The organism is Aliiglaciecola sp. M165 (assembly GCF_007197995.1).
GTDB lineage: Bacteria > Pseudomonadota > Gammaproteobacteria > Enterobacterales > Alteromonadaceae > Aliiglaciecola.
This window is the reverse complement of record NZ_VKKH01000007.1, coordinates 338,763-353,475: the sequence shown is the minus strand read 5'-3', so window position 1 is coordinate 353,475 and position 14,713 is coordinate 338,763. Positions and strand designations below refer to the sequence as shown.

The following is a 14,713-nucleotide window of genomic DNA, read 5'->3' as shown; positions in this document are numbered from 1 at the left end:
TATTGTCGATCGTTTAGTGGGTAAAACCCTTCGGGGCAGATACAAAAAAGGCCCGTCAAACGGGCCTCTTAAATTTAATTTGCGCACGCACAAACATTCACAGCCCGTTAAGTTGGGATGTGCCACCACCAGTTGTTGTGTTGTTTGTTAGTCATTTGTTGTCGTCGCAATATTAATTGTTGGAGTTTATTCGCGTCTAAGTCATTTTAATCAATCAATTAAACGTAAATACTCTGAATACTTGTTGCTGTTTTAGCATATAATACGCCTCAGCCTTTATAGAAGAAAACAAAACGCCTTTTCTGTCAATACATTGTCGGATAAAAAGGCAAAAAAACACGAATTAAAGCGTTATAACTTAGAAGTTTTAAAAAATATAATGAAAATAGATCTCCACTGCCATAGCCATTATTCCGATGGTCATCTTTCTCCTGCTGAGCTCTTAGAACGTGCTCATACTATGCAAGTGGATGTTTTGGCGTTAACCGATCACGATACGATAAATGGCGTTCAGGAACTCATTGATTTGCAAGAGAGTCAACGTCGTAAAATGTCGATAGTTGCTGGTGTGGAAATTTCGACCTCGTGGCACGGTTTTGATATTCATGTGATTGGGCTGGGTGTCGACCACACTGATCCATTATTTGTGGAGCGTCTCCAACAACAATGCGAACGACGCAATCAGCGCGCTCAACGTATCGATGAAAAATTGCAAAAAGCCGGTGTGTCAGGCACGTTAAATGAAGCCTTGGCCCTAGCGGGAAAAGGGCAAATAACACGTGCACATTTCGCCAGAGCCTTGATCAAAAAACAGGTGGTGAGTGACATGGATGGAGCGTTTAAACGGTATCTGGGTAAAGGTAAAAGAGCTCATGTATCCCCGGTTTGGATAAGCATTGAAGAAGCGATTAACTGGATCCATGATGCTGGAGGTAAAGCGGTTTTGGCGCATCCCGGTCATTATGATATGACACCAAAATGGCTAAGACGTTTAGTTGCACAATTCGCTCAGGCGGGGGGAGATGGTATTGAATCGAATCATCCGCACCTTGCGCCAGTGAAACGAAATTTGATCGAAGAAATTGCCGTGCAACATCAGTTGTTAGCATCTTCCGGATCTGATTTTCATTTTCCTAGCCGTTGGACAGAGTTAGGAAAAAATCTAAAGATATCTGACAAACTCACACCTATTTGGCATGATTGGAATATTGATCCTCATACTCAACGTGTTGGCAACGGACCTAACTAGGAAAAATGATATAGATGAGCCAGTTTTTCTACGTACATCCTGATAATCCGCAGCAACGTTTGCTCAAACAAGCATGCGAAATCATCCGAAAAGGTGGCGTTATTGTATACCCGACAGATTCAGGGTATGCCATTGGTTGCCAAATGGAAGACAAATCGGCGTTAGAAAAGATTTGTCGTGTCAGAGAAATCGGCAAGGATCATAACTTTACCTTGATGTGTCGGGATATGTCTGAGCTATCCTTATATGCAAGAGTCGACAACATCGCGTTTCGTCAGATAAAAAACAATACGCCTGGTCCTTACACCTTTATTTTGAAAGCCACCAAAGAAGTTCCTAAACGTTTGCAAAATCCAAAGCGTAAAACGATAGGCATTCGGGTACCAGACAATGCAATTGCTTTACAGTTACTTGAAGAGCTTGGCGAGCCTTTGATGTCTACAACACTCATTTTACCCGGTGAGAGTCAGGCAGAATTTGATCCAGACGATATTCGTGACAAGCTCGAACATCAGGTCGATCTTATAGTTCACGGTGGCTATTTAGGCGAGCAGCCTACGAGCGTTATAGATATGTCTGAGGGCGATATGGACGTTATCCGTCAGGGGAGTGGTGACGTAAGTGTTTTTGGCTGACCTGCATGACAGATAATTTAACGCAACAAAAACAACCTATTCAGCAACCGTTGCCACTGGCCTTTGTTAATGGCGAGGCGGTTATTGAAAAACCTGAAGACCTTTACATTCCCCCCGATGCACTGGAAGTTATCCTAGAGGCGTTCGAAGGTCCATTAGACTTGCTGTTGTACCTGATCAGAAAACAAAAATTCGATATCGTTAATTTACCTATCCTTCAAATTACTCAACAATACATGGAATATGTTGAGGTAATGAAAGAACTAAAACTCGAATTAGCAGCAGAATATTTACTAATGGCAGCTATTTTGGCCGAAGTGAAATCTCGTTTGCTGCTGCCCAAACGTCTAGCTGAAAGTGACGAAGAAGAAGATCCGCGGGCAGAGCTGATCCGTCGGTTGCAAGAATACGAATCGATTAAAGTTGCTGCACAAGAAATTGATGCATTGCCGCGTATCGAACGGGACTTATTTGGCGCGCATGCGGTCCCTGATGAGTCAGTAGAACCGATCAAGATACTCCCAGAAGTGGGGCTGCAGGAACTCGTTTTAGCATTTCAATCTGCAATGAAGAAAGCTAAGGCATTTGAACATCATCAAATTGAGCGAGAAGTCCTGTCCACCAGAGAACGAATGAGTCGTATTTTAGAATTACTTGACCATGACAAATTTGTTGAGTTTGAAACGCTGTTTGCTAAAAGTGAAGGTAAAGCTGGTGTTGTCGTGACATTTTTGGCGATTTTAGAGCTCGCCAAAGAAAGTTTGATAGAGCTTGTGCAAGCACAACCCCTGAGTCATATTCATCTCAAATTACGCTCTCAAGCAGCTGAGCAAGATGATACCGAGTGGCAACTATGAGTAATAAGCGCACCCAAAGCAGCAAGATTAAACTTTCTGATCAGCAGCTAAAGCAGTTGGTCGAAGCCACTATCTTTGTCGCAGATGAACCGGTTTCAAAAGATAAAATGCAAGCCACAGTTTTACACGAATTAAACGTTTCAAACAAAAAACTGGATGAAACTTTAGCTGAATTAACCCTCGACTATGCACCTCGGGGCATAGTGTTGGTGGAGGTCGCTAGCGGCTATCGTTTTCAGTCTATGGACAGCCTAAGTCCTTGGTTGAGCAAACTATGGCAAGAGCATGCACCGCGCTACTCCCGCGCACTTTTGGAAACCTTATCGTTAATTGCTTATCGACAACCTATTACTCGAGGCGAAATCGAAGACGTACGTGGTGTGGCCGTAAGTAGCCATATTATCAAGACACTAACGGAACGCGAATGGATCAAAGTTGTTGGCCATAAAGAAGTTCCAGGGCGGCCGTCTCTGTACGCTACAACCAAATCCTTCCTGGATTATTTTTCATTAAAAAGCTTGGCTGATCTGCCGCCGATGCAAAATTTTGAACAGCTTTCAGATGATATTCTGGCAGTCCAAGACGAGCAAAAACTCGCAAAAATAGAAGAACACGAGCACGATTATTTGTCTGCAAATAATGAGACAGAAAACGAACACACTGGAACGAATAAAGAGCAACTTCACTAATGAGCGAAAAATTGCAAAAAGTGCTAGCAAATGCTGGCAAAGGATCTCGTCGAGAAATGGAAAAATGGATTGAACAGGGGCGAATTTCTGTCAATGGTGCATTGGCAACCTTGGGTGATCGCGTTGAAACCACTGATCAGATCCGCGTCGACGGTCAGTTGTTATCCGTGGATCAAGAAAAACCAGTGTGCCGAGTTCTCATGTACAACAAACCTGAAGGTGAATTGTGCAGCCGAAAAGATCCTGAGGGCAGGGCGACGGTGTTTGACCGTTTACCTGCAATTCAAAATGGTCGATGGATAGCGGTTGGCAGATTGGATATCAACACCAGTGGATTATTGATATTCACCAATGACGGAGAACTTGCTAATCGTCTCATGCACCCTAAACATGAGATTGAACGCGAATATGCCGTACGGATATTTGGTGAAGTTGATAATGCGATGCTCAACAAACTAAAAAAAGGTGTAGAACTTGATGATGGCATGGCTAAATTCACTACCATTTCTTCTCGTCCAGGCGATGACGAAAGCTTAAACTCTTGGTTCAATGTTACCCTCAGTGAAGGGAGAAATAGGGAAGTACGGAGATTATGGGAGTCGCAAGGTGTTCAAGTCAGTAGATTGATCCGCGTCAATTACGGTGGTTTGGAGTTACAAAAAAGACTCCCTCAAGGCGGTTGGATTGAATTAGAGCTAGAAGATGTGAACATGCTTCGTAAGTCTGTTCAGTTACCTGATGAAACGGAAAGCCTCGTCAATCAAAAACGTAATAAGCTCGATCACGTGCGGATCAATCGCATGCGCCGCTCAGTTAAAAAACACAAATTAGCCAGAAGGCGTCATAGAAATTAATCTTGTATTGCTGGGTGCAACTTAATTTAATTAGGGTTGCACCCGTGATTTAGCAATTCGATTTAAAATATAGGCGTAAACAACAGGGCAATAGAACACACAAATCCCACTGACCAGGCACTGCTGCGTAACATGTGATAATCCCACCAATAACACAACGCATACACCAGCCTTGATACAACAAATGCAATGGCAAGACTGCTCGCTAGTTGACCAGATAATTCACTGGTAAAAGCCACTAGAGCTCCTGGGGTAAACATTAGTAACGCTTCAAAGCTGTTTTGATGCACCGCCAGTGCTCTCGCGCCGAAGCCTTTCAAAGTGCTTTGTTGAGCGCGAGGATGACGATTGTCATAGCCGCCTAACTGATTCATCGCAAATGCCAGCGGGGCTTTAAATAGAATCGGCATTAAGGTGGCGATTATCAGGCAAATTAGAACAGTATTCATAGTGAAAGGATCTCATGTCAAACAAGACTTTTGTCTTGCTAAATAGTTGAATGTGTTCAATCTTATACTATTCGTTTACTCCACCCAACTTAAGGATGGCAACTTGCTTAAATCACTCCTCAGTCTTTCAAAAAATTCTCGTGTTTCAGTGCTACCCGGGTTATGTCTAGGGTTTTTGAGCGCATTCGGTTACGCCCAGCAGAATACGCCGGTGCTGGGTCAAGAGCAGTTGCAAGGTAATGAAGATGCCCTCGCAGAAGAGATGCTGGGTTTAATTAAGCAGGTAAGCTTAGAGCGTCATCCAACTGGCACCGTTAAACGGCTCAACCAAGCCAAATCTCTGGGCTGCTTTGAGGGAGTTTTTGAGGTGCAGGAAGATATTCCTGAAACATTTAAATATGGGTTATTCGCAAAACCTGGGCGATACAATGCCTTCGCACGCTTTGCCAATGCGAGTACCTTTGATGATAGCGAAAAAGATCTGCGTGGGTTGTCAATCAAAGTCCGTGGCGTTGAAGGCACAGTGTTGTGGGGAAACCCATCTGAACAAGACTTTCTACTCAATAGTTACCCAGTTTTATTCGCGGATTCACCAGAAGTGTTTCAGCAATTTATTCAAGCGCAAAAAGATGACGGAATTCTGGGTTTTTTCCTCAACCCTTTTGATTCTCATTTAAAATCTTTGTCGATCTTGCTCAAAGCTCGCGATCGCCCAAATAGTCCCTTCGATATTCGATTTTGGAGCACAACAGCTTTTCGATTAGGACCACAACAACAGGCGGTAAAATATTCTGTGAAACCCTGCTCAGACTATCAAAGTGCAGAACCTGAGGAATTCAGCGAAAACTACTTACAAGCCGCCATGCAACAGCATTTGTCTATAAGTACAGTGTGTTTTGATTTTATGCTACAAAAGCAACTTGACCCTGTAAAAATGCCAATAGAAGACGCAACAGTAGAGTGGGAAGAGGACGATTCTCCCTTCGTGCCCGTTGCCCGATTGACCTTTGCTCAACAAGACTTTTTGTCTGCAGACAAACTTGAACAATGCGAAGCTACTTCATTCAATCCATGGCAGTCTTTGGTCGAACATCGACCTTTGGGCCGCATCAATTACGTACGCCGATTAATTTATGAAAAAATGGCTGGTTTTAGAAATCAAAAAGAGGATGCCAAATTGTCTGGAAATGATTAGGCAATGATTTTGATGAGTTTGTAATCAAGTCATCCATTGTTGATGGAGAGGTATTAATAGATCTCATTCGTGGTTTAGAGCGACCGGCTATTATTCTAAAGTAGAGTTGAAAGCTTTCTTTGTCTTATTCTTCATGGTAACCCAACTCTATATTGTTGCCATCTGGGTCGAGAACGAACGCAGCATAGTATTGGCCGCTATATTCTGGGCGCAAACCGGGGCTACCGTTATCTTGAGCACCAATTTCCAGAGCAATGCGATGAAAGTTGTTAACTTGTTCTCGGTTTTCCGCCACAAATGCCAAGTGGAGATGAGCTGGATTAATTTCGGGGCTACGGCGAATACACAGAGATGATTTACCATCAGAGCTAAGTTCAATTAAACGTTTTTATTCGGGAGTATGCATATACATGTTGGCAATTTCTGTCTTGGACGTGCCTTAGACCATAAAAACTATCCATACAACCGGATGAATCTGGAACTGGGCGAACTTTCAGATCTTGCTCTGCGAAGTTCCTTCAATCACAAATCGGCTTTCACCTATTTTTCATCGTATTGATAGCTGACTTTCCGAAGCAGCTCAGCATCTTCGATGTCGAGTTCTACTTCTCGTTGCAAAATGATTTGCCCTTCGACAATTGAGCCTTGCTTGATCGTTAGGGTAGGGATGCTGTTGTAACGCTGTTTTCGGTGGTTACTGTGATAGACAATATCACCCAAAATTTTGCTGTTGTTTTGCAAGATCACATCGCCATTGTGTGTGTGTAATGACCCTTTTACTTCGCTGCCATCAATTCGAATGTCGCCATTAACCGTTTCTGCGTTTTGATGCAAGACAGACGCTTGCCGAATTTCAATGTCACCATTAACCGTTTCTACATTACCAAAACTGGTGAAATGTTTGCCTGCCTCGATATCTCCATTTACCGTATTAGCACTTTCTACCGTAACAAAATCACCGATCTCTATACTACCATTGACAGTGTCTACTGCATTGGCTGTCACAGAATCATTCAGTTCAATGCTGCCGTTTACAGAGCTAACATTAGATACCTGTTTACCTTCGGAGATTTCCAATCCACCAAAAACACTGCTCACACCATTGCCACCTGAAGAGCTATTTCCGCCCCCACCAACGTGAATGATGCATCCTGATAAAGAAAATACTGTTGCGGCGACAACCGCATATTGAGTAAATGACTTGCGAAAAAGTAAAGAGTCCATGAAATACCTTTTTAGATTGAAATGTTACGCATCGTTTGCGATTTAGCTTGAGTAAGCACAACTCAAGCCAATCCTATAACCAATTGAATTTATTTAGTTTTTGCGATTTTAATAGTGCTTAGACTAATAATGAATTGGTGTTTTAGACTAGAATTTAGTGAGAAGTTCACCAAATTAGGATAAATCAGCTTCCAGACCACCTTGATGTTGTTTCAGGATCGATTTGTCTAACAAATCGATGTGTGGATAGGTTTTACGTGACGCCTCAAAAATCATCTCAACGGGCATTTCATCAAAGGTGCCATGATCCGTAACGTATTGCATATGGGCTTGTCCATCTGCTGTAAACGGGTGAAAAATAGAATCTTGAGTACCGTCGAACTCCAGCGGTTTTATGCCCATTTTGTCGCATAACGCCTTGTTAAAAACAGGTGTGCATTTCACCCATTTGTCATCTATGTACAGTTGTGCATAGCCATGCATGACAAACAAATCGGTTTTTAACCATGCTAGAAGTTTAGGACTGGAAAGGTGGTTTTTTACGTCTGCAAAACCCATCTTGGCGGGAATGCCTAGTGCCCGACAAACTGCAACCATCAGCGCCGATTTGGGAATACAATAAGCACTATCATGGCTGGACGCATAGCTAGCTTTCAGCGCCTCTTCACCCTCGCTAAATGTGTATGGATTGTACGAGATACCATCTCGGATTAATTTGTATGCCTGAAGCACCTTGCCCAATTGAGTTTCGGCATCCAATTTTGCCAGTAAAATCTGAATACTAGGATGACTGAAATTAAAAAATGGAGTTTCAGCTAGGCTCGACTGGGATGGCATAGTGGTTCTCTGTCAACTGATCGGATGAGATCCCATCATATGCCAATTGGTCTTCAAATAACAAGAATATGCAGCTAGTTTCCGATTTTTGGTTGTTTATTAAGCAGGGTTATCAGGCTTGAAGTGTCAAATCTTCCACCTCTGTTAGCTTGAACCTGACTATAAAATTGATCAACCAACGCTGTAATCGGCAGGTGCGCTCCCACTTCTTTTGCGTGTTCGAGTACGATGCCTAGATCTTTCCTCATCCAGTCTACAGCAAAACCAAAATCGAATTGCCCTTGGCTCATGGTCTTCGCTCGATTATCCATTTGCCAGGATTGCGCAGCACCTTTGGAAATAACATCAACTACGTCTTGCGTATTAAGGCCGCTTTGCATGGCAAAGTGCAGTGCTTCAGATAAACCTTGAACAACGCCTGCGATACAGATTTGATTGACCATTTTTGCTTTTTGACCGCTGCCCACTGGTCCTAAACATTTTTGCATTTTTGCATAGCAATCTATCAAATCTTTTACTTTGTCATAGTGCGCTTGCTGCGCACCAATCATTACCGTTAACACACCATTTTCAGCACCTGCTTGGCCACCTGAAACCGGTGCATCTATAAAGCCTATGTCTGACTTTTCAGCAATTTTAGATAATTCTTGAGCGACAATCGCCGATGTTGTCGTATGATCGACAAAAATACTTCCTGGCGACATTTGATTAAACGCGCCTTCTTCACCCACGGTGATTTGACGTAAATCCTGATCATTGCCTACGCAAGCAAACACCACATCTTGATCCTTAGCTGCCTGGGCAGGGGTGTTTGCTTGTGTACCTTGATGTTTTTTCAGCCAATCATCAGCTTTTTGCGCAGTGCGATTATAAATCGTGACCTGATGTCCAGCTTTGGCTAAATATCCTGCCATGGGAAACCCCATCACACCTAATCCTAAAAACGCGACTTTTTTTGCTTGAAACGCTGGGGACACATTTACTCCTTAATTCTACTTGTTGGCCACACTGGTTAAACCGCTTGTGCATTCAACCACATATGCTTTGGGCATAAAACTATCTGTCGAGGATTCTTGCATTTCTTGTTGATATTGACTGGGTACTTCTCCCTTGAGCAAGCTGCCTGGATGCAAATTAGGATAAATCTCATCATAACGTTTAAATTCAAGTTGACTGGTACGGCGGTTTATATGACCACGATTGAGTTGAGAAGGATCGCGCAGACCAGCTGAAGCGACAATGTCAAGCACCGCGTGAACTGTTTCTTTGTGGTACCTGGCTACGCGTTTGAACTTGTCTTCGACAACCAGTCCTTTTGCTAAAGATCGTTTTTGAGTCGCCACGCCTGTAGGACATTCGTTGGTGTTGCAAATCAGCGATTGTACGCACCCAAGCGCTATCATCATGCCTCTTGCACTGTTACAGATATCAGCACCCATAGCGATATTGCGGACCAAATGAAAGCCGGTGAAGGTTTTTCCGCTGGCGATGACTTTAATATCTTTTTTCAGATCAAATCCAGTGAGTATGTCACAAACAAAAATCAAACCCTCGCGAAGGGGCATGCCTACTGAGTTTGAATACTCCAAAGGCGCCGCTCCAGTGCCGCCTTCGCCGCCATCAACAGTAATGAAATCTGGTTTGATACCCGTTTGAACCATTGCTTTGCAAAGCGACACAAACTCACTTTTTTGCCCCACACAGAGTTTAATTCCAATGGGCTTCCCTTTAGATAAATCCCGCAGTTGTTTGATGAATGCCATCATTTCAACAGGGTTACCAAATGCGCGATGACCGGGTGGCGAGTCGACCTGTGTACCTTCCTCTACCAGTCGTATACGAGCGATTTCTCGCGTATTTTTATGTGCAGGTAAAATGCCCCCGTGACCAGGTTTAGCACCTTGAGAGAGCTTTATTTCTATCATTTTAACAGCAGGATCATCGGCTGTTCTGGCAAAGGTGTCTGGGCAAAAATTGCCGTTGGACGTTCGGCAACCAAAATAGCCAGTACCAATTTGCCAAACTAAATCACCTCCACCTTCCAAGTGATAAGGACTTATCGAGCCTTCTCCCGTGTTGTGATAAAAACCACCCATTTTAGCGCCTTTGTTTAGTGCACGGATCGCATTGTCGCTCAGGGCGCCAAAGCTCATGGCAGAAATATTAAAAATGCTGGCTTCGTAGGGTTGCAAGCAATCCGGGCCACCCACAGTTACTCTAGGTTCAGGCGCTTTTCGGTCGTAATGAATGGCCGCAATTGAGTGGCTGACCCACTCATAGCCTACCTCTTGTGTATTGATTTTAGTGCCATAAGGGATGGTATCTCTTTGACCTTTTGAACGTTGATAAATAACTGAGCGGAACATGCGATTAACGGGTGTTCCGTCCATCTCAGACTCGAAAAAGTATTGACGTAAAAATGGACGAATGTCTTCCATGATCCATCTGCCATTGCCAATAACAGGAAAATTTCGACGAATAGAATGTTTGGTTTGTAATGCATCGTATAACCCCAAAATAGAGAGCGGGCCTAATACTATCCACAGCCAAATTGTCCAGTGCCAAAACATATTGGCAGAGGCTAATATCGCCCAACTTAGCACGCAGAATACGTAAAATTTTCGTCTCATAATTTCCTCGGATTAAATTCGTCTAATGAAGTGTAGTCTTAAACTATCAAGGCAGATCATATTGTTTCGTAAGCTGTGCAAATCATTGGTTTACAAACTTAAACGTAAATGAGTTTGGATAAGTGTGATCAACGAAGCTGGAACCGAATGCGCTTTTGCAAGCCTCTGCCAATGACTAACCTGTTCAACGGTTTGGTCAATGATCAGATTGATTTTACGTTTAGTAAATATAGGACTGACGTTTGTAAATGTGTAAAAATCTTCACGATTAAAAGCATCGCGTTTACCATTTACCGACATCCAGTGTTCATTTACCCAACGGCTACCAGGTTTATAGCTGTAAGCAAGGTCATAAGCAGGAGCTAGACGCCATTTGTGATTTTTATCAAACATGAAAGAAATATTTTTTGCATGATCATCATGATTGCGCGCAACAATATTAAACACCATTCGCCTAAACAACTGTTCAGCTTCATTGGCGGAGAGTTTTAACTGCCTGGCAACCTCAAAAAGTTCTGCGTAAGAATAGATCCCAACCTGTTTAAAGCTCACGTGGGCAAGACCATTGAGAGTTTGGACATGTACTTTTTGATTGCCAATTCGGTCGTATCGCTGCGTTATAAAATGTCGTCGGTTTCCTTCGTTGAGCAAATGGCAGGGCATCATTTCAATGCCACATTCACGAGCCATCAGATAATAGACATACTCCATTGCGCCGTAACCTAATGGATCCCCGAAGGTTTCTTTATTTTGGTTGTGCTCGCTGACGCCATCAAATTTCATTAAATAGTGGGTAAACCCCTCTGGCGCATTTGTTTGTCCTGAACGAACTTGCGTAAAATTATCGTTAAACGCCAAGACGGCTTTTGGCCTTGCTCCACCTGCACTCATGCCCACTGACATCAGAGCCATCATGGCGTCTTTATCCTCACCACCTGATTGTGCCAAGTTGACTTCAAATTGAGTGCGCTGATTAACGATTTCCTGGGCGATCTCCACCAAGGTTTCTACTGCAACATGGGTGGACGAATTCAAGTTTTTGGCTCGCGTTGCTGGCGCATAAGTTAACGCACCCATGCCTCTTGAACCGGTGAATTTTAATCTTTGAAGGGGAGTAATTTCAGTAGTGGACTTACCCTGTGAAGCGACCCATGCATTCATTACTGCATTACCAAAATCGTCCGGAAGCGAATCTGCGATCAGCCCAGGTAATCCTTTGAATGCGTCGTAGTCGATTTCAGGAAAGCTATATATGGTTTTGCTCAACGGCATTTTAAGCGGAGAGAGTTGTATACCCGTTTTGATAAAAGCGGGCGAGTATTCAAAATACCCTAACTTCTTTTCGGCGTCATAACTGACAGCACCAACTTCATGCTCGTTATAATTTACGCTGACTGCGTCGACTACCATGACGGTGTTTCATCTTGGTCTAATTGGGTTTTACCTGATGCCCGCTTTTTTAGTGAACGCTGTGACTTTGCAATTTGCAGGGGAGAGGCGCTGACGATTGGAATAAAGTTGTCCAGATGCTTTTCTAATCCCAAAGCGATCAAAATTGATACCAACGTTTTTAGTTGGGCATTGCCTTTTTCAGCGTTAATAATTGCTTTGCGTGATAAGCCAGTTTTTTCAGCTATCGCTTCTTGGGTTAAATCTGAATTGAGTCTGGCTTGTTTCAACCTTGTACCCAGCTCGGCAACCATTTCGTTTACGTTCATAGGGTAAGACACCAAATATAATATGCAAAATAAAGTACACTATAACCGATATTTGCGATAATGTACCAATATTTGGATATTATATCGGATTATATTAATGTGTCGAATTTGGGACGCAAAGGATTATTAACTGTTTAATGTGCTACAAAAGGCACATTGTGATGTTAATGCTCATGATGAGTGAAGCAGAACTTGTTGAAAAAATCCTCAATGCTTGGTTGATAGAGGTTTATACCCTGTTTTTGCAACCACTCTATCGCTTGCTCGATCTCTTCAAAAAATTCGTGCTGAATGCCAATCTCACTATATGCCTTGGTTAATTGCATTTTGATGGTGCTGGTGATGTCCGAGTTTTTGATTACAATCGCTAAAGTAGTAAGCCCCATTTCTTTGCGTATGCCGGTATGTTTAGTGAAATATTTGAACGCAGACGGAGTCATGAGGCTTTCGCCAAACAAGCAACTCAATTGCGCCCAGGGCTGTGTTTGATCAAGCTGCTGGATACGGCGATTCATCACCCCAGCGCCGCTTTTCAACGTTTCATCATTCCAAGGACCACGAGCAGATAACAAAATGACTTGTTCACTGCGTCCTACCTCAAATTCACCGTGTTCTTGCAAAATGTTCAAACCTCAATATCGCGACAGCGCTACCGTATCCAGTAAATAGGTAAAATGCAAAACCAAATCGATTAAGAGAATGAAATATTCACTATTAATCCGCTTTATTTGCTATTCGCTTTTTCCCAATTGTGTAGTGAGATAGTTAATTTTCCAAAAGGTCTTACTAAATACATGAATCCGTTTTACACTCTTTTAACATTCCTTTTGCGAAGAGTAACTATGTTGAAAATTAGACTTATTGGCACCGTGTTATTGTGTGTATTAATTTCGTCTTGTGCGTCTATGGGTGGAGGGTCAGTTGCCGAGAAACGTCAGGCCATTCTCTCAATGGAACAAGATGTGCTACAAAAACTCTATAAGCAAAAACCTGACACACAAAGTCAACTAGCCTCTGCCCCTGGTTACGCAGTATTTTCCAATGCAAATGTCAATCTTTTGTTCGTGTCAGCGGGCACAGGATATGGCGTGGTAAATAACAAAGCATCAGGCTCGCGGGTTTATATGAATATGGCCGAAGGTGGAGTAGGGCTTGGGTTAGGTGTGAAGGACTATCGTATTGTAATGGTATTTCACAATCAAAAAGCTATTAGCTCCTTTGTCAATAATGGTTGGACCTTCGGTGGCAATGCTGATGCAGCAGCGAAAGCGGGTGATAAAGGCGGGTCGGTAGAAGGGGAAGCATACTATGGTGATGTGACCGTTTATACCTTCACAGAGAGTGGCTTAGCATTTCAGGCAACCATCAAAGGGACTAAATTCTGGAAAGATGGAGAACTAAATTAAAAAACTGACTAGCCTGGCTAGTACTCGTACTTCTTCTAACTTCATACTAATAAATGGGTGGCTGTTACTGTCACCCGCGTTCAATTTTCTTCCAATAAAGCTTTAAGCCCCAGCCTTATTGACTCGGGCGTTGCAGACAAGTGATTGTGCGCAGGCAAATGTTCGAACCTGTACTGCCATTCAGGCTTTTTCTTTTGCCAGTGATTGTGCCAGTCTAATAAGGGGGTTTTAAACCGATCAGCGTCAAATTCAGCACTGGTAATATATATCTCAGGCCGGTCAGCACGCGGCTTTGCATCCTGTTTAAAATAGTCAAGATTGCGATGAAGGGCCGGATTACTGGCTATCACAGCATAAAAAGGTGCTGCTCCATACAACGCAGAATATAAAACAAACTGGCCGCCTAATGATTGGCCAAATAGGATTTGCCGAGACTCGTTAATTCGATAGCGTTTCTTTATTTCGGGTAAAAGTGAATTTCTCAGGAAGCTCTCAAACCGACTTGCGCCACCGTAATGCTCTGCTTGTTTGCTCGCAACGGTAAAATCATGGCTTCGATTGTTACCTTGTTTCCAATCAAAAGATCCATAACTCAGTCCAACAATAATCATCGGTGGTACATCTTCCATAAATCGCAGATAGTGATAATAAGAAGCCATTAACGGAAAGTTTGTATCGCCATCTAATAAATATAAAACCGGGTAGGAGGCTGCTTCATTTTGATCATATTCGTCAGGTAATTTGACAAAGATGTAATGGGTTTGTGACGGCTTATTTCCTGGCGTATGTTGCATTTCAAAGGAATGAATATTGTTCAGGCTGGGGAGTTTGTCCCATGAAACCGGTTGATTGGCAAAAGATGCGTTCTCTATGAAAAGAGCAAAGATAAAGAGCAAAACACATAATTTTTTTATGACGACATACATAGTCATGCACTCATATTGAGAGAATAAACGATAAACTAGATCAT

General features: G+C 42.9%; 17 protein-coding genes. 7 read left to right on the top strand and 10 right to left on the bottom strand.

Annotated features, from left to right (window positions below; all coding sequences use genetic code 11):
• Positions 1–379 precede the first annotated feature (379 nt).
• From FM019_RS16190 to rluB, 5 genes are read left to right on the top strand one after another with little or no spacing between them, the layout of a single operon-like run.
• Positions 380–1,249 carry a PHP domain-containing protein gene (locus FM019_RS16190; RefSeq protein ID WP_143836991.1) on the top strand — a complete coding sequence of 290 codons (870 nt, stop codon included), beginning with the start codon at positions 380–382 and terminating at the stop codon, positions 1,247–1,249.
• A 14-nt stretch (positions 1,250–1,263) separates the two neighbouring features.
• Positions 1,264–1,884, top strand: a complete 621-nt coding sequence (locus FM019_RS16185) for an L-threonylcarbamoyladenylate synthase (RefSeq protein ID WP_143836990.1) — start codon at positions 1,264–1,266, stop codon at positions 1,882–1,884.
• Between the two features lie 5 nt (positions 1,885–1,889).
• Positions 1,890–2,741 (top strand): ScpA family protein, encoded by an 852-nt coding sequence (locus FM019_RS16180; protein ID WP_143836989.1) that lies wholly within the window; start codon positions 1,890–1,892, stop codon positions 2,739–2,741.
• The gene (scpB, locus tag FM019_RS16175) at positions 2,738–3,430 is read left to right on the top strand and encodes an SMC-Scp complex subunit ScpB (RefSeq protein ID WP_143836988.1); all 693 of its coding nucleotides are present in this window, start codon (positions 2,738–2,740) and stop codon (positions 3,428–3,430) included. The genes FM019_RS16180 and scpB overlap by 4 nt, the downstream gene beginning before the upstream one ends.
• Positions 3,430–4,284 carry a 23S rRNA pseudouridine(2605) synthase RluB gene (gene rluB / locus FM019_RS16170; RefSeq protein WP_143836987.1) on the top strand — a complete coding sequence of 285 codons (855 nt, stop codon included), beginning with the start codon at positions 3,430–3,432 and terminating at the stop codon, positions 4,282–4,284. The genes scpB and rluB overlap by 1 nt, the downstream gene beginning before the upstream one ends.
• Before the next feature lie 62 nt (positions 4,285–4,346).
• Here rluB and FM019_RS16165 read toward each other — a convergent pair whose 3' ends face one another.
• Complete coding sequence (locus FM019_RS16165; protein ID WP_143836986.1) at positions 4,347–4,733, bottom strand: MAPEG family protein; 387 nt, start codon at positions 4,731–4,733, stop codon at positions 4,347–4,349.
• Positions 4,734–4,836: 103 nt separating this feature from the next.
• On the opposite strand from FM019_RS16165, the gene FM019_RS16160 reads away from it, so the two are divergent.
• A complete protein-coding gene (locus FM019_RS16160) occupies positions 4,837–5,928 on the top strand; it encodes a catalase family protein (protein ID WP_143836985.1) in 1,092 nt (363 codons plus the stop codon).
• A 124-nt stretch (positions 5,929–6,052) separates the two neighbouring features.
• Here the strand turns inward: FM019_RS16160 and FM019_RS16155 are convergent, their stop codons facing one another.
• From FM019_RS16155 to FM019_RS16120, 8 genes are all read right to left on the bottom strand, one after another.
• Entirely contained in the window at positions 6,053–6,271 is a 219-nt protein-coding gene (locus tag FM019_RS16155) for a VOC family protein (RefSeq protein WP_409553379.1), read from the bottom strand.
• A gap of 197 nt (positions 6,272–6,468) precedes the next feature.
• Entirely contained in the window at positions 6,469–7,152 is a 684-nt protein-coding gene (locus tag FM019_RS16150) for a DUF4097 family beta strand repeat-containing protein (protein ID WP_143836983.1), read from the bottom strand.
• Positions 7,153–7,326: 174 nt separating this feature from the next.
• Complete coding sequence (locus tag FM019_RS16145; protein WP_143836982.1) at positions 7,327–7,989, bottom strand: transglutaminase-like domain-containing protein; 663 nt, start codon at positions 7,987–7,989, stop codon at positions 7,327–7,329.
• Positions 7,990–8,063: 74 nt separating this feature from the next.
• Complete coding sequence (locus FM019_RS16140) at positions 8,064–8,966, bottom strand: NAD(P)-dependent oxidoreductase (RefSeq protein WP_260681647.1); 903 nt, start codon at positions 8,964–8,966, stop codon at positions 8,064–8,066.
• A gap of 15 nt (positions 8,967–8,981) precedes the next feature.
• A complete protein-coding gene (locus tag FM019_RS16135; protein ID WP_143836981.1) occupies positions 8,982–10,619 on the bottom strand; it encodes an FMN-binding glutamate synthase family protein in 1,638 nt (545 codons plus the stop codon).
• 90 nt (positions 10,620–10,709) lie between these two features.
• A complete protein-coding gene (locus FM019_RS16130; protein WP_143836980.1) occupies positions 10,710–12,029 on the bottom strand; it encodes a type II toxin-antitoxin system HipA family toxin in 1,320 nt (439 codons plus the stop codon).
• Entirely contained in the window at positions 12,023–12,337 is a 315-nt protein-coding gene (locus tag FM019_RS16125; protein WP_143836979.1) for a helix-turn-helix transcriptional regulator, read from the bottom strand. The genes FM019_RS16130 and FM019_RS16125 overlap by 7 nt, the downstream gene beginning before the upstream one ends.
• A 164-nt stretch (positions 12,338–12,501) precedes the next feature.
• The gene (locus tag FM019_RS16120; RefSeq protein ID WP_260681646.1) at positions 12,502–12,957 is read right to left on the bottom strand and encodes a hypothetical protein; all 456 of its coding nucleotides are present in this window, start codon (positions 12,955–12,957) and stop codon (positions 12,502–12,504) included.
• A 222-nt stretch (positions 12,958–13,179) separates the two neighbouring features.
• Between FM019_RS16120 and FM019_RS16115 the strand changes: the two genes are divergently transcribed.
• Positions 13,180–13,743 (top strand): YSC84-related protein, encoded by a 564-nt coding sequence (locus FM019_RS16115; protein WP_143836978.1) that lies wholly within the window; start codon positions 13,180–13,182, stop codon positions 13,741–13,743.
• An 80-nt stretch (positions 13,744–13,823) separates the two neighbouring features.
• Here the strand turns inward: FM019_RS16115 and FM019_RS16110 are convergent, their stop codons facing one another.
• Entirely contained in the window at positions 13,824–14,669 is an 846-nt protein-coding gene (locus FM019_RS16110) for an alpha/beta hydrolase (protein ID WP_221934389.1), read from the bottom strand.
• Between the last annotated feature and the right edge of the window lie 44 nt (positions 14,670–14,713).

What these genes read in the sequence shown, in the direction of transcription:
- rluB (WP_143836987.1), top strand. Translation starts at nt 3,430, where the DNA reads ATGAGCGAAAAATTGCAAAAAGTGCTAGCAAATGCTGGCAAAGGATCT.
- FM019_RS16185 (WP_143836990.1), top strand. Translation starts at nt 1,264, where the DNA reads ATGAGCCAGTTTTTCTACGTACATCCTGATAATCCGCAGCAACGTTTG.
- FM019_RS16115 (WP_143836978.1), top strand. Translation starts at nt 13,180, where the DNA reads ATGTTGAAAATTAGACTTATTGGCACCGTGTTATTGTGTGTATTAATT.
- FM019_RS16110 (WP_221934389.1), bottom strand. Translation starts at nt 14,669, where the DNA reads ATGTATGTCGTCATAAAAAAATTATGTGTTTTGCTCTTTATCTTTGCT.
- scpB (WP_143836988.1), top strand. Translation starts at nt 2,738, where the DNA reads ATGAGTAATAAGCGCACCCAAAGCAGCAAGATTAAACTTTCTGATCAG.
- FM019_RS16180 (WP_143836989.1), top strand. Translation starts at nt 1,890, where the DNA reads ATGACAGATAATTTAACGCAACAAAAACAACCTATTCAGCAACCGTTG.
- FM019_RS16125 (WP_143836979.1), bottom strand. Translation starts at nt 12,337, where the DNA reads ATGAACGTAAACGAAATGGTTGCCGAGCTGGGTACAAGGTTGAAACAA.
- FM019_RS16190 (WP_143836991.1), top strand. Translation starts at nt 380, where the DNA reads ATGAAAATAGATCTCCACTGCCATAGCCATTATTCCGATGGTCATCTT.
- FM019_RS16165 (WP_143836986.1), bottom strand. Translation starts at nt 4,733, where the DNA reads ATGAATACTGTTCTAATTTGCCTGATAATCGCCACCTTAATGCCGATT.
- FM019_RS16145 (WP_143836982.1), bottom strand. Translation starts at nt 7,989, where the DNA reads ATGCCATCCCAGTCGAGCCTAGCTGAAACTCCATTTTTTAATTTCAGT.
- FM019_RS16150 (WP_143836983.1), bottom strand. Translation starts at nt 7,152, where the DNA reads ATGGACTCTTTACTTTTTCGCAAGTCATTTACTCAATATGCGGTTGTC.
- FM019_RS16135 (WP_143836981.1), bottom strand. Translation starts at nt 10,619, where the DNA reads ATGAGACGAAAATTTTACGTATTCTGCGTGCTAAGTTGGGCGATATTA.
- FM019_RS16130 (WP_143836980.1), bottom strand. Translation starts at nt 12,029, where the DNA reads ATGGTAGTCGACGCAGTCAGCGTAAATTATAACGAGCATGAAGTTGGT.